The 19,567-nt window shown below is 41.7% G+C and carries 20 protein-coding genes; 7 read left to right on the forward strand and 13 right to left on the reverse strand.

The features are described from left to right. Positions 1-104: 104 nt before the first annotated feature. From C8322_RS10560 to C8322_RS10570, 3 genes are all read right to left on the reverse strand, one after another. Positions 105-1,145: a hypothetical protein gene (locus C8322_RS10560; protein ID WP_146747331.1), complete on the reverse strand. Its 1,041-nt coding sequence runs from the start codon at positions 1,143-1,145 to the stop codon at positions 105-107. Between the two features lie 74 nt (positions 1,146-1,219). Further along, a complete protein-coding gene (locus tag C8322_RS10565) occupies positions 1,220-1,597 on the reverse strand; it encodes a hypothetical protein (protein WP_004809915.1) in 378 nt (125 codons plus the stop codon). A gap of 142 nt (positions 1,598-1,739) precedes the next feature. Continuing rightward, entirely contained in the window at positions 1,740-3,149 is a 1,410-nt protein-coding gene (locus C8322_RS10570) for an FAD-binding oxidoreductase (protein WP_108676011.1), read from the reverse strand. Between the two features lie 354 nt (positions 3,150-3,503). On the opposite strand from C8322_RS10570, the gene serA reads away from it, so the two are divergent. The 4 genes from serA (at position 3,504) to C8322_RS10590 (ending at position 7,296) form a co-directional block, all read left to right on the forward strand. After that, positions 3,504-4,736 carry a phosphoglycerate dehydrogenase gene (gene serA / locus C8322_RS10575; RefSeq protein ID WP_108675560.1) on the forward strand — a complete coding sequence of 411 codons (1,233 nt, stop codon included), beginning with the start codon at positions 3,504-3,506 and terminating at the stop codon, positions 4,734-4,736. Between the two features lie 126 nt (positions 4,737-4,862). Next, complete coding sequence (locus C8322_RS10580; RefSeq protein ID WP_108675561.1) at positions 4,863-5,738, forward strand: EamA family transporter; 876 nt, start codon at positions 4,863-4,865, stop codon at positions 5,736-5,738. Positions 5,739-5,983: 245 nt separating this feature from the next. Further along, the gene (locus tag C8322_RS10585) at positions 5,984-6,862 is read left to right on the forward strand and encodes an EamA family transporter (RefSeq protein WP_071319824.1); all 879 of its coding nucleotides are present in this window, start codon (positions 5,984-5,986) and stop codon (positions 6,860-6,862) included. A gap of 20 nt (positions 6,863-6,882) precedes the next feature. Continuing rightward, entirely contained in the window at positions 6,883-7,296 is a 414-nt protein-coding gene (locus C8322_RS10590) for a hypothetical protein (RefSeq protein ID WP_071319823.1), read from the forward strand. Between the two features lie 54 nt (positions 7,297-7,350). On the opposite strand, the gene C8322_RS10595 is transcribed toward C8322_RS10590, so the two are convergent. The 3 genes from C8322_RS10595 to truB form a co-directional block, all read right to left on the reverse strand. Further along, positions 7,351-7,818, reverse strand: coding sequence for a hemerythrin domain-containing protein (locus C8322_RS10595; protein WP_108675562.1), 468 nt, complete (start codon positions 7,816-7,818; stop codon positions 7,351-7,353). A 127-nt stretch (positions 7,819-7,945) separates the two neighbouring features. After that, positions 7,946-8,713 carry a sulfite exporter TauE/SafE family protein gene (locus C8322_RS10600; RefSeq protein WP_071319822.1) on the reverse strand — a complete coding sequence of 256 codons (768 nt, stop codon included), beginning with the start codon at positions 8,711-8,713 and terminating at the stop codon, positions 7,946-7,948. A 22-nt stretch (positions 8,714-8,735) separates the two neighbouring features. After that, positions 8,736-9,641, reverse strand: a complete 906-nt coding sequence (truB, locus tag C8322_RS10605) for a tRNA pseudouridine(55) synthase TruB (RefSeq protein ID WP_103799819.1) — start codon at positions 9,639-9,641, stop codon at positions 8,736-8,738. 156 nt (positions 9,642-9,797) lie between these two features. On the opposite strand from truB, the gene C8322_RS10610 reads away from it, so the two are divergent. The 3 genes from C8322_RS10610 (at position 9,798) to C8322_RS10620 (ending at position 12,547) form a co-directional block, all read left to right on the forward strand. Then, positions 9,798-10,829 (forward strand): lipase secretion chaperone, encoded by a 1,032-nt coding sequence (locus tag C8322_RS10610; RefSeq protein WP_111810594.1) that lies wholly within the window; start codon positions 9,798-9,800, stop codon positions 10,827-10,829. Between the two features lie 413 nt (positions 10,830-11,242). After that, a complete protein-coding gene (locus C8322_RS10615) occupies positions 11,243-11,428 on the forward strand; it encodes a hypothetical protein (RefSeq protein WP_008303086.1) in 186 nt (61 codons plus the stop codon). A gap of 150 nt (positions 11,429-11,578) precedes the next feature. Beyond that, positions 11,579-12,547, forward strand: coding sequence for an esterase/lipase family protein (locus C8322_RS10620; RefSeq protein ID WP_008303088.1), 969 nt, complete (start codon positions 11,579-11,581; stop codon positions 12,545-12,547). Positions 12,548-12,604: 57 nt separating this feature from the next. Here C8322_RS10620 and rplS read toward each other — a convergent pair whose 3' ends face one another. The 7 genes from rplS to C8322_RS10655 all read right to left on the reverse strand — a co-directional run bounded on the left by rplS (position 12,605) and on the right by C8322_RS10655 (position 19,541). Further along, on the reverse strand, positions 12,605-12,979 hold the full coding sequence (gene rplS / locus C8322_RS10625; RefSeq protein WP_003792460.1) for a 50S ribosomal protein L19: 375 nt from the start codon (positions 12,977-12,979) through the stop codon (positions 12,605-12,607). Positions 12,980-13,185: 206 nt separating this feature from the next. Beyond that, on the reverse strand, positions 13,186-13,926 hold the full coding sequence (gene trmD, locus C8322_RS10630) for a tRNA (guanosine(37)-N1)-methyltransferase TrmD (RefSeq protein ID WP_111810595.1): 741 nt from the start codon (positions 13,924-13,926) through the stop codon (positions 13,186-13,188). 42 nt (positions 13,927-13,968) lie between these two features. Then, positions 13,969-14,517, reverse strand: coding sequence for a ribosome maturation factor RimM (gene rimM / locus C8322_RS10635; RefSeq protein WP_111810596.1), 549 nt, complete (start codon positions 14,515-14,517; stop codon positions 13,969-13,971). A 27-nt stretch (positions 14,518-14,544) separates the two neighbouring features. After that, on the reverse strand, positions 14,545-14,802 hold the full coding sequence (gene rpsP / locus C8322_RS10640; RefSeq protein ID WP_004974526.1) for a 30S ribosomal protein S16: 258 nt from the start codon (positions 14,800-14,802) through the stop codon (positions 14,545-14,547). Positions 14,803-14,940: 138 nt separating this feature from the next. Then, the gene (locus C8322_RS10645) at positions 14,941-15,384 is read right to left on the reverse strand and encodes a type IV pilin protein (protein WP_111810597.1); all 444 of its coding nucleotides are present in this window, start codon (positions 15,382-15,384) and stop codon (positions 14,941-14,943) included. Then, positions 15,371-15,910 carry a type IV pilin protein gene (locus C8322_RS10650; RefSeq protein ID WP_008303101.1) on the reverse strand — a complete coding sequence of 180 codons (540 nt, stop codon included), beginning with the start codon at positions 15,908-15,910 and terminating at the stop codon, positions 15,371-15,373. Before C8322_RS10650 ends, C8322_RS10645 begins: the two co-directional genes overlap by 14 nt. Before the next feature lie 10 nt (positions 15,911-15,920). Then, positions 15,921-19,541 (reverse strand): pilus assembly protein, encoded by a 3,621-nt coding sequence (locus C8322_RS10655; RefSeq protein ID WP_111810598.1) that lies wholly within the window; start codon positions 19,539-19,541, stop codon positions 15,921-15,923. Positions 19,542-19,567 lie beyond the last annotated feature (26 nt).

Genomic DNA, 19,567 nt, shown 5'->3' on the forward strand with positions numbered 1-19,567 from the left:
GTAACCAAGTATTTTTAAAACTGTATTTACACAGAATTATTTACACCCTCTTTAAAGCTTTTGAAGCCTATCGTACATAGTGATGCGATAGGCTTACGAAGATATCAACTTCCTTCAGCAACTTTCTTGATCTTAAGCGATTCAGCTAAGACCTTGTTTGCCTCAGTGATTAACTTAATTTGTTCTAACGAATTATCAGAATTTAAACTTGCTTTTGAATCGTTATACAGCTCTTGCCCAAAGAAGCGATCAGCCAAATTTTTTCGAAGTTCTAAACGGTCTTCATCTTTAAATTCACGTGCATAAAGAGGAAAAGCTGCAAGTTCGGTTCCTAACATTCGAGCTTTATACGCTACTTTACGATGCTTTGACGATTCTTTAGCTAAATACCAAGCAGGTGCTGTTAAACTGAAAAGCATTACTGTTTTAATTAAGCTTTCCCAACCCAATGGAATATAGATATAAGTACTATCTCTTAAATGGTTCCAATTTTGAATAGACAAATTTAAAAAACTTAAAAGTAGTGTTCCTCCAATAAGCCCTAAAATTATAAGTGCCCAATTTCTATATCGGTTTGCTATTAAAATCTCTTCTTCATAAATTTCATCATATGATTTTTTAATTAAACTATTATTTTTATTATCAATATCTTGGTTCAATAAGTGCTTTTTTAATCTTAGCTCTTCAACTAATTGGCTGGCTTCATGTTGTAATTTCAAAATATTTTCATTATTAAAAGATATTTTTAACTGTTCCTTATGTATATCAAATAGTTGCTTATTTAATTTTCTATAGGTTCTTTCTAAATTATCTTTATCTATGTTCAAAGGGAAATCTAATTTATTCTCTTCTATAAACTTATATTGATTATCGTATACTTCCAGAATTTTTCTTGCGATTTTTTCTGCCGCAAAGATCTCATCTACGTTAAAATGAATATTTGCATACTCTAATCTAGTTAACAATGATTCTAATAAATCCTTGTGTAACTCTAACTGCTTAGCAAATTGTTCATACTTATACTGAATAAAAAGCTGTACTAAATCTAAGTAATCAAAAGTATTGGGTGGAGCAGAATCAAATAGTTTTTGTAGTTCATAATTTATATCACTAAGCACAGTTTTTATATTAATATTATTTTTCATCATTATCCCAAAAAGAAAAAAGCGCATCCTTAAGATACGCTTTTAACCAAATTTTGTTTAAAGATCAAACAATATTATGGACACGGCTCTTGCTGGAATTTTTTCTTATCACTTCCCCGCAAGCATTGATAAGCTTTCTGGGTATTGACCAGCTCCCACTGACGACCATCCAGCTTAAAGTGATAAATGGTTTGAATGGCTTTTACCGAATCATCTTTCAGCCCGGTTTCTGTCACTTTCACCTGACCTGCAGTCGGTGACTCTACATTATTAAAGAATTGACGTAGTTCCACTGTTGCAATGTTCTCACGTAATTCAGGGCGCAATTTTAAAACCTGCTCTAGTGGGGTATCTGGTGACTGTAATTTAAAAATTGTATCCTGCGTCGTTGCACAACCACCTGTTACAGCCACACCCAAAGTCAAAGTTGCCAATAAAATTATTCGTAGCATGGTCTTGTTTCCATTGTTGTCTTTATTATCAAAAACTATGATGCCGGGCTTTCTTTTTGCCGACTATTGAGACAATGTAAGTGCGATTACACAACAATAAAAAAAGCGCACCTTTCGATGCGCTTTTGTAAATTTGACCAGATTAAAGATCGAATAATTTACCCGGGTTCATGATGCCTTTCGGATCGAACACTTTTTTCAGGGCTTTCATATATTCGATTTCTTCAGCTGAACGTGAATATTCAAGATATGGCTTTTTGGTCATACCTACACCATGTTCCGCAGAAATTGAACCGTCATATTTTTTCACGGTATCAAACACATACTTGTTTACGACTTGGCATTTGGCAAAGAATTCATCTTTAGACAAATCCGCAGGTTTTAAGATGTTTAGGTGTAAATTACCGTCACCGATATGACCGAACCAGCAGATCTCAAAGTCAGGATAGTTCTCAGAAACAATCGCATCAATTTCCTTAATAAATGCAGGAACGTGCGTGATCAGAACTGAAATGTCATTTTTGTATGGAATAAATGGCGCGATAGATTCAGAAATATCTTCGCGTAAACGCCACAAGCTTTCCACCTGATCCAGGCTCTGGCTCATCACACCGTCCAGCACCCAACCCTGTTCCATACAGTGTTCAAAGATTTCCATCGCCTTGTCCATAATCGGCTCAAATGGCGCTTCAAACTCAAGCAATACATAGAATGGGCATTCAGTTTCAAATGGGCGCTGTACATGTCCATTGGCCAGGACTTTTTGCATTGCCAGTTCACCAAAGAACTCGAACGCTGTTAAATCAATTTTTGCCTGGAAAGCGTGGAGCACTGGCATCACTGCTTCAAAGTCAGGCACACCCAGTACCATCACTTGCAGATCTTGTGGTTGACGCTCAAGCTTGATTTCCGCTTCAGTCACCAGACCCAGCGTACCTTCACCACCGATGAATAAGTGTTGTAGCGCATAACCGGTCGCGTTCTTGATCATGCCTTTGTTCAAGCGCAGGATATCCCCTTTACCTGTCACGACAGTCAAGCCAAGTACCCAGTTACGGGTCATGCCATATTTGATCACTTTAATGCCGCCAGCATTGGTGCCGATGTTCCCGCCGATCTGGCTTGAACCAGACGAGGCAAAATCAACCGGGTAATACATGCCCTGCTCTTCAGCATAGTTTTGCAACTGTTCAGTCACGACACCTGCCTGCACGCGTACCATACGGTCTGCCGGGAAGAATTCCAGAATCTGGTTCATCTTGTCCATGCTGACTACGATCTCGCCATTGGCAGCTACTGCACCTGCAGAAAGACCAGTACGACCACCTGATGGTGTCACTGCAACGTTAAATTGGTTCGCCAATTTTACGATGTCTTGAATCTGCTCAGTGGTTGATGGGAAAACGATGACTGACGGGTTTGGATCAAAGTGCTTAGTATGATCGCGACCCCAATTCTGGAGGCTGTCCGTATCGGTTTTAATACGGTTTTCACCTACAATTGCAGTCAATTGGGTCAATAACTCAGGGGTTAAAGCGACTGGAGCATTCATCGTTTGCAGACCTAGCATGAAGTAAACAAGAGAGAGGTCGTCTGTTTATTTGCATATTTTTCAGGCATCAAGGCCTGTATGAAATTCAGACGATACATGACCATTAAAGCATCAAAATGGGCTGCTTTAAAAGCATGGCGCAATATTATAAGCTATTTTTAGGCGATTCCCTGAAAAAATGACAATTTAGCTAATATACCTTTGAAAATGATAGTTTAATTCAACCAGAATCATCATTTCTATCAATATCACTTGCAAAAATACCTGATATTCACGTCACGAAGGAAATGTAAATCAGGTACTTTCCTATGCTATTATACCGCGACTAAATTTGGCCTTTGTAGCGGAGCCGTAATGAGCCAACATCTATCTCTACCTAAAGATAAAATCCGTTTTCTATTGCTAGAAGGCGTTCACCAGAACGCAATCGACACATTGAATGCAGCTGGATATACCAACATCGACTATCGCAAAACGGCGCTTGAGGGTGAAGCACTGAAAGAAGCGATCAAAGATGCGCACTTTATTGGTATCCGTTCCCGTACTCAGCTCACTGAAGAAGTGTTTGAAGCTGCGAACAAACTGATCGCGGTAGGTTGTTTCTGTATCGGTACCAACCAAGTGAATCTGGATGCAGCAATGCGTCGTGGTATTCCGGTATTCAACGCACCCTATTCAAATACTCGTTCGGTTGCTGAACTTGTACTTGCTGAAGCAATTCTTCTTCTTCGCCGTGTACCTGAAAAATCGACAGATACACATGCAGGCGGCTGGAACAAATCTGCTGTAGGTTCATTCGAAACACGTGGTAAGACTTTAGGTATCGTAGGTTACGGTTCAATCGGCTCACAACTTTCTGTGCTTGCTGAAAGCATGGGTATGAAAGTCATCTACTTCGATACAGTGACTAAATTACCTTTAGGTAATGCACGTCAGGTCGGTTCATTAGGTGAACTTTTGGCAAATGCTGACGTGGTATCTCTACACGTGCCAGATGTTCCGTCTACACGTAACTTCATGACCAAAGACCAGTTCGCGCAAATGAAAGAAGGTTCTATCTTCATTAACGCGGCACGTGGTACCTGTGTTGTGATCGAAGACCTGGCGGATGCACTGAAAGCAGGTCACCTTGCAGGTGCCGCGGTTGACGTATTCCCGAAAGAGCCGAAAGCGAATGGTGAAGAATTCGTTTCTCCACTGCGTAACATTCCAAACGTGATTCTGACTCCACACGTGGGCGGTTCTACTATGGAAGCTCAGGCGAATATTGGTCTGGAAGTTGCTGAAAAATTCGTAGCTTATTCTGACAAAGGTATGACACTTTCTGCGGTGAACTTCCCAGAAATTGCGCTTCCATTGACTGAAGGCAAACACCGTCTGCTTCACATCCACAAAAACATCCCGGGTGTTCTGTCTAAGATTAACAATCTGTTTGCTGAACACGGCATCAACATCTCTGGTCAGTCTTTAATGACCAAAGGTGATGTGGGTTACCTGGTGATGGATGTAGATGCGACTGCATCTCAAGAAGCACTTGATACGCTACACAACCTTGAAGGTACAATCCGCGTTCGCGTATTGTTCTAATTCAGGTTTTTAAAAAGCCACAGTCTTCGGGCTGTGGTTTTTTTATTGCTTAAAGGTTTTTATTTTTAAGCCTTACTCAGCTGATGCTGCTCTTCCGCTCTTCGAGAAATCGAAATAAATTTAGTCATGCCAAATCTTAAAATTGCACCGATGGTGCAAGCGCCGCTGATTCTGCTGATCGCGATGATCAGCATGCAGAGCAGCGGCTCCTTTGCCAAATATCTGTTTGGCCAGTTCCCGATTCTGACGGTTTCCGCAATGCGCCTGCTTTTAGGTGTAGCCGTGTTGGCGTTGATTTTTAAGATCTGGCAAATCAATTTCCGTCAGGTGAAATGGTCAGCGATTATCAGTTATGGCTTAGCTCTGGCTGGTATGAATATGCTGTTCTATCTGGCGATTGATCGCCTGCCACTTGGTATTGCAGTTTCTTTTGAATTTATTGGGCCACTCAGTGTGGCGCTTTTTCATGCCCGGCAGAAGTTTGATTTTATCTGGGTCGGGCTGGCAATTCTGGGACTGGTGCTGCTGTTTCCCTTTGATCAGGCCGCACAGCCGCTTGATCCGATTGGTATTCTATTTGCCTTGAGTGCAGGTGCCTGTTGGGCACTATATATCGTCGCGGGACAGAAGCCTTCCGGGGTTTCCGGCAACCATACCGTGTGCTTAGGCATGTTTGTCGGTATGCTGGTACTGATGCCAATTGCACTCTTTGCAGGAATGCCAGCTCATACTTTCGAACCGATCAGCCTGATGTACTTTTTAGCTCTGGCAATATTGGCCAGTGCGCTGCCCTTTACTCTGGAAATGATTGCACTTAGAAATTTAACGGCTTTGAGTTTTGGAACCTTGATGAGTCTGGAACCTGCAATTGCAGCATTTTCCGGTTTTATCTTTTTGGGTGAAACTTTATTATGGACCCAATGGCTGGCATTAGGCACAATCATTAGCGCTTCAATTGGCTGTACGGTGACCATGCAAAAGCGCAAAAATAAAAGTATTTAAATCATTGATCATTTTCTACTGTAGGAATTTTTAAATTCAAAGTTTTGCGCAGTGATTTTTACACTTTGAATTTAAAATTTTCTGGTCATTTATGGAGCTTAAAAATTTAAATTCATTTGCTTTAAATTTAAGGCAACGGTTCACAAAATATTATCTCCGCCTACTCATCAAAAATTAACCAGTTTGCTATAATTTGCCTTTCTCCCTGACCTGAATTCTGTGCCTGCCTGGCATATCAAACTCCCATGCCAAACGCCCAACTCCTTGCTGTGTTGTACATGGTTTTATCCATGACTTCATACCAGATCAGTGCATCCTTCGCGAAGCAATTATTTACTGTACTGGACCCGCTGACAGTAACCATTTTGCGTCTATGTTTTGCCGCCATTATTGTCTGCGTGATGTTCCGTTCCTGGAAAATTATCTCGCGACTGCCCTATCTCAAATGGAAAGATTTACTCTGCTACAGTGCAGCACTGGGCCTGATGAATATCCTGTTTTATATGTCACTGGGCAGACTGCCTCAAGGGATTGCAGTTGGCCTGGAATTTGTAGGACCGCTAGGGCTGGCACTGTTATCGATTAAAAATCGCAGTGATTATATCTGGGTAATTCTGGCAATTTTAGGAATCGCATTGATGGTGCCATGGGGACAAGCTGCCAATCATCAGTTTGACCTGCTAGGTGCTGCCTTTGCATTAGGTGCTGGTCTATGCTGGGCCTTCTATATTTTCTTTGGTCAGCGTGTGGTACAGCAGAATATAGGTATGCATGCCCTGACCATTGCCATCAGTATTTCTGCGCTGTGTTTACTCCCATTCGGGCTATATCACAATGCGGCAGCAGTTCTCGATACCCAGCATTGGGGCAAAGCCATTACCATTGCAATTCTGGCAACAGCGATTCCCTATGCGCTGGATCTGAAAGCACTTAAACAGCTGAACAAGATGAGCTATGGCACACTGTCCAGCCTTTCTCCTGCGCTGGCAGCCTTAACCGGTTTTATCCTGCTTGGTGAACGTATCGGCGTATTACAATGGGTTGCTTTGGCCTGTATTATGCTGGCTTCTGTCGGGGTCACATTGCGTGCTGCACGTCAGGCTAGAAAAGAAAAACTCAGTTAGAAATATAAAAGGATAATATTATGGGAATTGTCGCTGAATTTAAAAAATTTGATGCAGAACTTAAGAATTCTAACTGGTCTGTATCTGCTATAAACTCGAAAAATGAACTTATAGTAAGCTTATGGGGCCATGCACCCCTACTAACAAAACATCCCATCGAAAGAAAACAGATTTATAAAGATCGCATAGATCGATGGTCTGGACATGGACGTAATGAATTTAAAGTAAATTTAGATTTAGCATATTCCTCTAAATTACCTATTCGCCCCATTATTGTAATGCTTAATAATTTTTCTGATTTTAAATACATATTAAGTGGGCATGATGCTAGCCAGTATCCAAAAAGATTTAATGCGAAGACCAATTGGATTGGTAAGTTAATTCATTGGGACAATACTAATTTTGAAATCGAATTCCAATTAGAAGATAAATAAAAAAAGATGGCTGTTCAGCCATCTTTTTTATATTCTAAGTTTTGAATTTAAAACTTAACTTTGTACCAGCATGTCTTTTTTCATGTCTTTATAACGCTGATATTCATTCTTGTACTGTACAGCTAAAGCGGTCTTTTGTTCTTCTCCAAGAATTTTACCTGCCTGCTGAAAGAAGCCATGTTCTTCTTCTTTTAAGTGATGATGAACCTTTTCTGAAAGTCTTTTGGCAATCGCAATCCAGCCCGGATTACTAAATTCGGTTGCAGTCAGCTCTTCAATCATCTCGTCCATTTCATGATGTTCTGCCAAGGCATGACGGGTAATATTCAATCCCGAATCAGTCATCATCAATGGAATATAGAAATAGCGGTCTTCCGCAGCCTCATGGGCAAATAATTCATTTTTCAGTTGCTTGAACAACTCACGGCGTTCTGCCGTATCCCCGGAAGTTTGTAATAGTTTTTCAGCAAGATCACGCTGAATTTCATGACTTTCCCTGAGTGCTTCAAAAATGGTGGTCATGTAATTTTTCTCCTGTTTTTGTCATGCCTTTTTGCATCATAAAGAGGGAATGGCTTGGATTCAGGAGGTTTTATAAGTAGAAATTGTATAAAAAACTTTAATATCGAGAATGGTTTACATCTATTTTTTAAATCAAAAACATCTGATAGGCCATCCGGCAGATTAGTAAACTGACCAGTATGAGAAACAGAATCCGGATAAAACCACTGCCATATTTAAAGGCCAGTTTCACCCCAACAATCGAGCCTGCAATATTCGCCACTGCCATCATGGCACCGACCATAAACAGCACATGACCTGTTGGAATAAAGAAACTCAGTGCAGCCAGATTCGTAGTGAAATTGGCAATTTTCGAAAGTGCTGACGCATGTAAAAAATCCACGCTCAGATAACGGATAAAGAAAAATATAAAGAAACTGCCCGTGCCCGGACCAAAAATTCCGTCATAAAACCCGATCATCAAGCTACCAATGGCAGCGAACATCAGCATTTTCCGTGTCAATTTTTGCTCGACATGTACCCGGCCGAACTGTTTTTTCATGAAAGTATAGACCGCGATCACGATCAGCATGACCAGCACAAAAGGCTTGAGAATATCGACCGGAATTAGCGTGACACTGGCCGCGCCAGCAAAAGAACTGATATAGCTACATAAGGCAACCACGCCGAGCAAAGCCCACGGCAATTTTACCTGTCGCAAATAGGAAAGTGCCGCAGAGGCAGTGCCAAAAATGGAAGCCAGCTTATTGGTGCCGAACACGGTCGCTGGCTGCAGATACGGTAGGCTGCTCATAATCGCTGGAATCTGGATCAGACCACCACCACCAACGGCGGCATCAATTGCCCCTGCCATAAAGGCAAAGCCAATCAGACTGATGATGATCTCGATGTCCATCTCAACTTTCTCTTAATATTTACTAGAGATTTAACACACGCTTCGGCACCAGACGCTTACGATCGGTAATTTCTGCCAGGCCCAGACATTTCTCACCCTCAAATACCAGCACTTGTGGCTCTGCCGGATGGTCAATATTACTTTCCATACCATGGCTAAAATATTCAGCACGGCCTTCTGGGGCTTGAACCTGCGGAAAATGCTGCACTGGCGCATAAGCCGGTAGCAATAAAGCTTCACGCTCTTCTTCGCTCAGGCTTTCCAGATATTCAATGGTATAACTTGGAATGATGTCAAAATGACCCGTTTGCGTACGATGCAAATAAGTCAGATGACCATAAGTACCCAATGCCTTGGCAATATCTTCACCCAGTACACGGATATACGTGCCTTTAGAACAGGTCACGTCCAGCGTGATGCTATTTTCAGTAAAAGATAAAAGTTCGATGGCATAAATGGTAATTGGACGCGCTTCACGCTCAATTTCAATACCTTTACGCGCCAGCTCATACAGCGGACGACCTTCTTTTTTAAGCGCTGAATACATCGGTGGTACTTGCTGGATTTCCCCAACAAATTGGGCAATCGTATCCTTGATTAGCTGTTCATTCAGTTCAGGAACAGCTTGTTCAAGCAGGATTTCCCCCTCGACATCACCGGTAGTCGTGCTATGACCTAGAAAAATAGTCGTTTGATAACGCTTGGTTGAATCCAGCAGATAATGCGAAAACTTGGTCGCTTCTCCCAGACAGACTGGCAATAAACCAGATGCCAGTGGATCCAACGCACCTGTGTGTCCGGCTTTTTGCGCACGATACAGCCAGCGTACTTTTTGCAGTGCAGCATTTGAGCTGATGCCTAGAGGCTTATTTAACAGGAACACACCGCTGATATGACGACGCTGAATTTTAGGAGATGAAGATTTCATGGCAAAAAATCAGACAATTTTTAAGTTGGCGCAATGGTAAAACCCTGGTCAATGTTTTACAACTTTTCTATGCTATTCAATCTGTATTTATGGCATATTGAGCCGATTCATTTCTTGATAATAATTGAAGAAAAACAAAATAAAGGTGCATAGGACATGCAGAAATATAAAATATGGATCATTGTTGCTTTAGTGATCCTGTGTCTGGTCACGCTGTTACTGTGGCTTTCCCCTCAGGATGAAAAGCAGACTGCGAATGAACCAGGTAGTGCTCAGCCAGCCCTACTAGATACGGAAGCAAACGCCCTGAATATCAGTGCTCAGAACAATACTTTTTTTGCCAGCGCCAGCCAGCAGGATACCGAAATCAACTGTCAGATGCAGCTGGATAGCAGTAATCGCCTGATCGTGAATGAACAGACCCGCAACTGTTTTGAATATTTCATTACCCAGTACGGTGAAAAAACCATTGAACAGATTCAGCAGGACTTTAAGACCTATATTTCTCAGAACCACAAAGAGCCTGCCCTGTCCCAGATTTTGGATCTATGGGATCGCTATATGCAGTATCGTCAAAGTCTTGGTGAAATAACCCCACCAGCTGGTCTGGATCAGGAAGATCCTGCCTATTACCGCAGTATCTATACCAGCATCCAGAATCTGCGTAAACGATTTTTCTCTAATTATGAAATTGAAGGACTGTTTGGCACTGAAGATACTTATCATGAATATACACTGGATCGTATGGCAGTTCTGGCAGATAAGAACTTAAGTGAAGCTGAAAAAGCACAGAAACTGAAAGAACTATTTCAGCAGCTTCCAGAAGATTGGCAGGAAAATCTGGAGCAGCTCAATAAGCTGGAAGATCTACGCAAACTGACCGCAGATATTAAAGCGCGTGGTGGCTCGACTGAAGAAATCCGCCAGATGCGTTTAAATTTGGTTGGTCCTGAAGCCACGCAGCGTTTAGAACAACTCGATGGGCAGCGCAGTCAGTGGAAATCACGAGTCGAAGAATATTTAAATGCACGTGATCAAATCATGCAAAGTGGGATGAATGATCAAGCCAAGCAACAAACTGTTAAGCAATTACGCGGGCAGCATTTTCAAAATCCCCAAGAGCAATTGCGTTTAGAAACCTTTGAACAGGTACATGATCAGGGCGGAAAACTCCCCTTTGCCGATTAACATATTGCAAAGAACAATTGGGGTATTCAATGTGCCCCCTTTTTTATGTATGAAAAGCTGTTTTGAATCCACTTACCACAAAACTATAATATACAAATGTCTATAAATATTAAATAGATATCAAGATGCATGTAGATTTACAAATCTCTGGTGCAATACGCAATAACTGTCCCCAAATGATATGTTTTTTCTAAATTACGCATGAAAAAATAACTAAACGTACAAAAATTAGTCGAGGATGACTCACAATAACATGCCGTAAGCAACGGCAATTTACATATCTGAGCTTTCAGGAGGGAAGCGTCACTTCACTTGTAATAAAAATAAAGAACACAGGATTGTTTTATGACCATCATCTCTAATACACGGACAATTTCATTAGCTATCATTGGCTGCTTACTTGGCCAATCGGTGTGACTCAAGCGGCTCCAAGCGTTTTGCCTATTCAGGAACAGGCCAAATCTGACTATACCAAAACCAAATATCCATTGCTCATGGTGCATGGTTGGCTGGGCTGGTCACGCATTGGCAATTTGGATAACGATGGCATGGTCGCACGTTATAGCACTCACATTACTAGACGATCTATGTATGCTTGAAATTCAAGTGCATAAAGACCTTTTAAACTGACTGATATTTCAACAACCATTCATCATTCGGAACTTGCAATATTGCAAATCTCCTGAATAATGACAATTGACAATAAAAATCGTCATGCTAGGAAAGCACAATAAAATAGAGGATATTATATGAAATATGGATTATTCATTGCAGGCTTAATTGCGGCCAGTACGATTAGTACCTCGCACGCATCCAATGCAGAACAGGTCAAATCTAACTTCGTCATCTCCAGTTATGCCAAAACCAAATATCCCCTCGTGTTCGCACATGGGATGGGAGGCTGGATTCGTGCAGGTACAGATGAACTTGGTGTGGATTATTGGTATCAAATATTACCCGATTTAGCACGTAACGGCGCCAATGCATGGGCAACCCGTGTTTCCCCATTCAACAGCTCTGAGGTTCGCGGTGAGCAACTGCTACAACAAGTCGATGAGATTTTAGCGATTACGGGGGCAAACAAAGTCAATTTACTGGGGCACAGTCATGGTGGACACAGCATTGCCTATGTTTCCAATATCGCGCCAGCTAAAGTCGCTTCTGCCACCGCCATTTCAAGCCCACTCAAAGGCTCACCTGTTGCTGATCTAATTCTCTCAGCTCAAGGCACACCCCTTGAACAACCCTTGGTCAGTCTGATAAATTTCGGTTCTCAGGCCATTGTCTGGGCACAGCAACAGGACCCAAACTCCCTACCGCATGATGCACTGGCAGCGGGCATCAGCTTGAGTCAGGCAGGTTCTAAAACCTTTGCCCAAAAATATACACTCGGTATGCCTGAATCGGCTTGTGGTGAAGGGGCTGCAATCGACAATGGCATTTACTTCTATTCGTTCTCTGGTAATTCAACCTTAACCAATATTCTCGATCCAGACTCGGTATTGGCTGCTACAGGATTACTGATGCAAGCGCCGAATGACAATGATGGCTTGGTCTCACGTTGTAGTGCCAAATATGGCAAGACCATTCGTGACAATTACAACTGGAATCATTTAGATGTGATCAATCAGTTCTTCGCCTTACGTTCAGTCTTTTCTCCTGATCCTGTCGATATCTATCGTCAACATGCCAACCGCTTAAAACTACAAGGACTATAAAGTCATCAGCAAAAAAATGCGCCAAACGGCGCATTTTTTTCACTCAAATAAAACTGATTAAGCTTCAGTTTTACGAGCTGGTAACTTTTCACGAATACGTGCAGCTTTACCAGACAATTCACGTAGGTAGTAAAGTTTAGCACGACGAACGTCACCACGACGTTTCACTTCGATTTTAGCAACGATTGGAGAGTGAGTTTGGAATACACGCTCAACGCCAACACCGCTAGAAATTTTACGTACTGTGAACGCAGAGTTCAGACCACGGTTTTTCTTAGCGATTACAACACCTTCAAACGCCTGTAGACGTTCACGGTCGCCTTCTTTTACTTTTACTTGGACAACTACTGTGTCACCTGGTGCAAAAGCTGGGATGTCTTGTTTAAGCTGAGCATTTTCAACAGCTTGAACTAAAGGATGCTTACCACTCATGGGGTATCTCCAATATGTGTGGGTCAGAAGAGGTCTGAGATCCACTGGGGCTAGAGGCTAAAGCGCATAGACCCGATTGACTTTCCCTTTATGCTTGACCGCTTCAAGACATAAAGAGCCTATTTAAGTACTTAATTTACATTAAGCAGTTTAGTTTGCTCGAAGCATAGCTTCTCGCCTTGCGCTCGGGTAAAGCAATGCTTTACTTACCCTCGCTCATCTTTTAGCCATTTCTTTTGCTGCTTGGTCAGTTCCGCCTGTTCAACCAGTTCAGGTCGACGCTCAAGTGTACGCTGATAACGCTGCAAAAAACGCCATTTTTCAATATTGGCATGATGTCCCGATTTTAAAATATCTGGCACATCCATACCTTCAAAATGGTCTGGCTTGGTATATTGTGGGCAATCTAATAGACCATCCACAAATGAGTCTTGCACATGGGATTGTTCATCCGACATTGCACCCGGAAGTCTCCGGATAATACTGTCCAATAAAACCATCGCAGGGAGTTCACCACCCGACAACACGTAATCTCCAATCGACCATTCCTGATCAACATATTTCTGGATCAAACGCTCATCGACACCTTCATAACGTCCGCACAATACAATCAGTCCGTCATATTTAACGAAATCTTGTACAGCGGGTTCATTTAAGGTTTTCCCCTGTGGTGACATATACACCACGGGTACGTTGACCGCACCTGCTTCATGCGCAAGCGCTTTGGCACGTTGAATCGACTTTGCCAAAGGCTCCGCCATCATCACCATACCGGGGCCACCCCCAAATGGACGTTCATCCACTCGTTTGTAATTCCCCTCAGCATAATCGCGAGGATTGATACAATGAATTTGCATCAAATCACGTTGTGCTGCGCGCCCGCTAATACCATAGGCTGTAATCGCTTCAAACATTTCAGGAAAAAGCGTAATGACTGCAAAAAACACCGCAGACTCCTCTATTTTCCTGCTCTGTGAATCCTGAAAGGATTAATAATCTACGCTCCAATTCACGTAGATGCGACCCGCTTCGAGATCAACGCGTTGTACCACATCTTTATGCCATGGAATCATACGCTCTTCACCATCGACACTATCGGCAGTTGCACGAACCACCATCACGTCATTGGCACCTGTTTCAAACAGTTCATGGATTTGACCGAGGTTCACTTCTTGTTCGTCATCGTCCAGACCTAACACTGTTAGACCTTTTAAATCAGACCAATAATACTCGTCCACGCCTGGTTGAGGCAGTTGCGCTTTTGAAATCCAGATATTTGCGCCAACCAAGTTGTCTGCTGCGGTACGATCACTCACACCTTTTAAGCTGACCACCAGGCCTTTGCCATGTGGTTTCCAACGCTTTACATCGACCATTTGCCATCCTGCTTTGGTTTCAATGTACCAAGGCAGGTAGTCAAACATGTTGCTCATAGGTTCTGTATTGGAATAGACCCAGAGCCACCCATTTAATCCATAAGCTGAACGTAGCTGTCCAATCTGAATACGATCTTCGGGCACATTCTGTGTTGGTGTCATGGGCTACCTACGACTTAATTAATTAAATTATGCAGCAGCTGCAGCTTTCTTTGCTTGAGCAGCTAAAGAAGCAACACGTTCAGACGGTTGAGCACCTTGAGCAACCCAGTGTGCAAAACGGTCAGCATCCAAACGAAGTTTTTCTGCTTTACCTTGCGCTGTTGGGTTGAAGAAACCAATACGTTCGATGAAACGACCGTCACGCGCATTGCGGCTGTCAGTTACAACGATTTGATAGAATGGACGCTTTTTAGCACCACCACGAGTAAGACGAATAACTACCATGATACAACCTTATAGTTTTTACGGATTATCCCTGTACCGACCATCGATACATTTCAAACCCCTTTCATAGAGGGCAGTATTTTACGTGAATTTCGCCCTGAATGAAAGATCAAATTTTAGGTTATCAACAGTTAGAATTTATTTATCGGACCAAGCGGAACAAGTATCTGTTAGCACAGGAGAATCTTTTCCTTTAAACCAGCATTGGCGCCCTGTCTGATCTAAACTTAAGGCACCATTCCCTTTTTGTGCAGCTGTTGAAATAGGCAAAGCTGACAAGGTATATGCTTGATTAGATGCATCAATTGCCAAATTAATATTGTATAAAGCTTGATGGCTTGGAAATGTACTACTTCCTCCAATACTCGCCAATGTTGCATTTCGATAACTATGATTCATCGCCTTATAACTTTGCAAACGCTGTGCGAGTTGCATCAGCTCCGTTTGAACCTCTACACGATTGGCACGGACTTTATAACTGGTATAGGATGGCATCGCAATTGCAGCCAAAATAGCAATAACAGCCACCACAATCATGAGTTCAATCAGTGTAAATCCGCGCTCTTGATTACCAGTTTTCATTATTTGTAGTCCCACAAGTATATGTTGATACCATATCAGGAGTCCGAGTTTGACAACGTACACCTTCACTAGTCAACAATAAATCGTAATTACGTGGTTGTTTTAAGGTTGTACCTGTTTTAGCACGTTCCACCCGTATCACCCAGTTTAAACCACGTACAGAACTTGAATCTGCGGTTTCATTACCATCTGCGTCTCTTTGTATAGATAAAGGCTTCTTGGTGGCTAAATCCAATAAAGTAAGGGTAAATTTAGTATCTGAACCATCTACAGGAATTGCTAAAGTGCCTGTGGATGGTGCATAGCCTGTATATAAGTAGGTTGCATCAAAACCTTTATAGCTGAAGTTTTTAGCTTTGAATTTTTCTAGCTCTGTCGCTATTCGCAATGCTTCCTGCTTTGCTAAAGCAAGATCTTTACGCTCAATATATGCGGCATAACTCGGAATCGCGATGGCTGCAATGATTGCGATCACAACGACCACAATCATTAGCTCAATTAGGGTAAAGCCTTTCTTGAATTGCATACTCCCCCCCTTAACGCGACTCATACCAGCGCATTTGCTTGAGTTTTACCTGTGTATTAAACAGCTGGCATTGAGGTAAGTTTTTATTGGCAGGTAAGGTACAATCCAGTGCAGATGGCTCATCACGATTCACTACTAAACTCACTGTATTTTCCTTATTTCCATAACCCTGGCCCAAACCTGTACCCAAAATACCTGCACCAAGTTTTACCCGACCTGGTTTGTTTCCAGTGCCTGAGTAGAAACTACACTTCCCTGTAGGTAAACAATATTGATACAGATAAGAGTCACCCGCTACACCTGCACCACAATTTCCGCCAATACCAGTACCATCTCGGTCATACACATTGACATAGAGCATGCCATCTAGAGCATACAGGTCATTCATACCTTTATAACGGCCTGCTTTTGCACTATCAAAATAAGCTTTCCAACCACCATTGAATATATTATTTTGCCCACGGCGTGCTACACCACTATCAAAGTTAAGTTGGGTTAAGCTTTCATCTTCGGTATTTAGTGTGATGCCTGTTTTATACAAGTCCTGACGTGCTACATCATTGTCATACACTACAAATACGGCATCATTAGCACTGTCTGTAGAGTTTAAACCTGCTAATGGCGAACTACGGTTACCCGAACTAAAGGCAACTGCTGCAAAGTAACTCCCATCATCTTGATGAATAGAAACACTCGGCATTTCATAGAAACGAGGACTCAGACCAGAACCCTGATGCTCAGTAAACAAACGAACCGCACGAGTTGCAAAGTTTGCTGTATCTGTTGCTCGATTATTAAAGTCAACACGGAATGCTTGCCCACCTAAATCACCAAAATAAATATGATCTGTTAAACCATCTCCATCACGGTCAATCGCATTAATTTGCGAAACAACACTGTATTTTAGCTCATTGTTCTGAGTAAATCGGCTGGCACCTGTTTTTTCACTATCACTCGCCCACCAGAGTAAATCGCCATTGTGTGCATCAAACATATACACACCATTACCTTTGGTCGAGCTTGGGTTTGCATTATGAGTTTCATATATAGGGTCGTAACCACCACCTACAAACATTACAAGCTTGCGCGTATCGCCCCAATTCACATAAGCGAGAGTCGGTTTTGACCAACTTTGCCCCATTTGTTTGAGTGCAGCAGAAGCATTATCTGCATCTGGATTGATATGGAATTTCAATTCAGGCTTTTCAATGTCAGTTAAGTCCAGTGCATAGTAACTCTTTCCACCCATCCGCAAACCGCCATACACCCACTGCATACCAATCAGATTCTGCGCATTTTCTTCATCGCTCGCTTTACGCCCAGAATCTTTCACTGTTAATGTTCCATCACTTTTTGAAACATATTGGGTGTGTGCAACCCAAGGACCGTCTACACCATAAAATAAGTCGTTCTTACCCGAACCTTCATATTTGCCACTACCTATAAATGCATTTTTTTGTTTTTCCATCATTTCATGCGGTACAAAAGCAAATACTTCCTTGCCTTCGTCATCTACCACATGCAACGCACCTTGCGTAGAACCAAACATCAGGTAATCTTTACGACCCGTTGTAGTTAACTTACCATCTACAACCGTAATTTTTCCTTCTTGGGTCAGCATGACTGGCGTGGAGTGCATCACACTTCCAAGCTCTCGGTACTCTTCTTTACTGGTTAAATCAGCTAAACTCGCAATGCTCTCTGTAATACCTACATCATAACCTAGGAAATTTAACCAATAGTTTTTATGGTCATCATACTTAAATTTGGCAATTTCATTATTCTCTGCAAATAAACTCAATAAACTCACTTGTGCCAAACGATCACCTGAAACAGCAGTTTTATCCTGTTTAATCACTCGATTGGTGAATACTTTACGTTTTGAATTTTGCTCGCCATTTGCGGCAACTAAAGTGCCCAGTGGTAATTGACCTTTAACACCATTGGTCCATAAACCTACGGCATCTTTATTGAGCGCACCTGTACTTAAAATTAAACGTTGTAAGTTTTTATCCACCAATTCGCCTTCTATTACATTATATTTATTTAAATTCCCAGCCCAAAGTTGAGTTTTTTCGCTTGGCTTTGGCTTAAATTCTGCATAATAACCATAGGGTTGTAATTGAATTGGGTTTAAACTATCTATAGGAATGGTCGGACTACCCGTTGTAACAGGTTCAATATTTGGATCAACATCATCTAGAAATTTCACCACACTATTTACCACATCATTAATGGATTGGGCTGAATAAAAACCACCATTACCATATCCACCAACGCTGCTTGGGATTTGACTACGATCCGCTGCTATAATATCAGATTGCGGTTTTGCCCCCCAATTACAGGTATTGATTAGATCTTGTCTATTACTTTTTTCTTGGTTACCAATTCCTGACTCATTTGGATTAGGAAGTTTAGAGCAATCGTAGTAGGTTGAGGGTTTATTTCTAGTATTCGTTAAGGTTTTGACATAAGTGGGATCATTTGGAAATAAACTACCAAAACCCACTACCGCAGTTTTAATATATTTATCATTACGTAATAACTTAGCAAATTTACCTATTTCTGGCCACCCTTGAGTTGGATCATTACCGCTCGGGGAACTTCCAGTTAAACCTGTACCAGATAAGTTTTTATCCAATACCTTTTCCATCATTGTTTGAGTCGCTGTATAGGAGCTATTAGCAAATCCATCCGTTAAAAAATAAATCCCCTGTCCATTACATTGACTTGAGGTATCAATTCCAGTCAATGGAGAAACATATCCGTTATTAGCATTACGAATTTTTGGGGTTGTATTGGCATCGGAATAAGCATAGCCACTATTGGTCATACCAGAAGTATTCGCTCCCAATAAGTATGCTGCAGATTCAGCATAAGCCATAGCTGATGGTGTGCCATTATAAACATCCAAACTTACAATTTTTTCTAATAACTTTTCGCGGTTTGCTGCCGTCAATTCAACAGCTGGATAAAGAATTCGAGCGCTTTTACCGTCATGTGAAAACTGATCGCTATTATCCACTGGTGATGAAAATTGACCAATCCCAATTCGAGTGGTGTTGAGTATTTGATCCCCAGTTAATAATTTGATCATTGCCATTTTCAAACGGGATATTCGATCATAACAAATGTAGGGAAAGTTTCCGCCTGTAGTCTCACATTCTTTTTTAATTCTAGCTTTGTAGGTTTCATTTAAACCATTAAATGTAGGTTGGTTCACTGAGCAATAGGTTGGATAAAATGATTTAGTTGTCCCCTCACCCACTTTGTAATCTATTTTTTTGTCCGTTTTTGTATTATCACTATATGTATAACCATTCCATATATCCCGATCATAGCTCCATTTACATATATTATAGTCTTCCACCAAACTACTAGAGCCATTACGTACATCTACTGTATCTGCACCATGTACAATCCGCCCCAACAAATTACGAGCCCAATAGCCATCACCATGCCCCATACTTCCTGATGTATCAAACATCATAAACAAAGTAACTTTACCCGCAGCCGCGTCTTTATAAATTTCAATATCACTCGCAACCGAAGTTTGAATACTGCCACACACTGCCCATGTCATCATCATTGACACAGTGGCAGAAAGAACTTTTTTATTAAACTGTTTCATTTGTTAATCCTCACTGATCCTGTTCA

The organism is Acinetobacter sp. SM1B, assembly GCF_003289665.1.
Taxonomy (GTDB): Bacteria; Pseudomonadota; Gammaproteobacteria; order Pseudomonadales; family Moraxellaceae; genus Acinetobacter; species Acinetobacter schindleri.

Coding starts and splice junctions, on each gene's coding strand:
- rimM (WP_111810596.1), bottom strand. CDS start 14,517: ATGACACCAACACAGAATGTGCCCGAAGATCGTATTCAGATTGGACAG.
- truB (WP_103799819.1), bottom strand. CDS start 9,641: ATGAAATCTTCATCTCCTAAAATTCAGCGTCGTCATATCAGCGGTGTG.
- C8322_RS10650 (WP_008303101.1), bottom strand. CDS start 15,910: ATGCAATTCAAGAAAGGCTTTACCCTAATTGAGCTAATGATTGTGGTC.
- C8322_RS10645 (WP_111810597.1), bottom strand. CDS start 15,384: ATGAAAACTGGTAATCAAGAGCGCGGATTTACACTGATTGAACTCATG.
- serA (WP_108675560.1), top strand. CDS start 3,504: ATGAGCCAACATCTATCTCTACCTAAAGATAAAATCCGTTTTCTATTG.
- C8322_RS10655 (WP_111810598.1), bottom strand. CDS start 19,541: ATGAAACAGTTTAATAAAAAAGTTCTTTCTGCCACTGTGTCAATGATG.
- rpsP (WP_004974526.1), bottom strand. CDS start 14,802: ATGGTAGTTATTCGTCTTACTCGTGGTGGTGCTAAAAAGCGTCCATTC.
- C8322_RS10585 (WP_071319824.1), top strand. CDS start 5,984: ATGCCAAACGCCCAACTCCTTGCTGTGTTGTACATGGTTTTATCCATG.
- C8322_RS10620 (WP_008303088.1), top strand. CDS start 11,579: ATGAAATATGGATTATTCATTGCAGGCTTAATTGCGGCCAGTACGATT.
- C8322_RS10600 (WP_071319822.1), bottom strand. CDS start 8,713: ATGGACATCGAGATCATCATCAGTCTGATTGGCTTTGCCTTTATGGCA.
- C8322_RS10580 (WP_108675561.1), top strand. CDS start 4,863: ATGCCAAATCTTAAAATTGCACCGATGGTGCAAGCGCCGCTGATTCTG.
- C8322_RS10610 (WP_111810594.1), top strand. CDS start 9,798: ATGCAGAAATATAAAATATGGATCATTGTTGCTTTAGTGATCCTGTGT.
- rplS (WP_003792460.1), bottom strand. CDS start 12,979: ATGAGTGGTAAGCATCCTTTAGTTCAAGCTGTTGAAAATGCTCAGCTT.
- C8322_RS10570 (WP_108676011.1), bottom strand. CDS start 3,149: ATGAATGCTCCAGTCGCTTTAACCCCTGAGTTATTGACCCAATTGACT.
- C8322_RS10590 (WP_071319823.1), top strand. CDS start 6,883: ATGGGAATTGTCGCTGAATTTAAAAAATTTGATGCAGAACTTAAGAAT.
- C8322_RS10560 (WP_146747331.1), bottom strand. CDS start 1,145: ATGAAAAATAATATTAATATAAAAACTGTGCTTAGTGATATAAATTAT.
- C8322_RS10595 (WP_108675562.1), bottom strand. CDS start 7,818: ATGACCACCATTTTTGAAGCACTCAGGGAAAGTCATGAAATTCAGCGT.
- C8322_RS10565 (WP_004809915.1), bottom strand. CDS start 1,597: ATGCTACGAATAATTTTATTGGCAACTTTGACTTTGGGTGTGGCTGTA.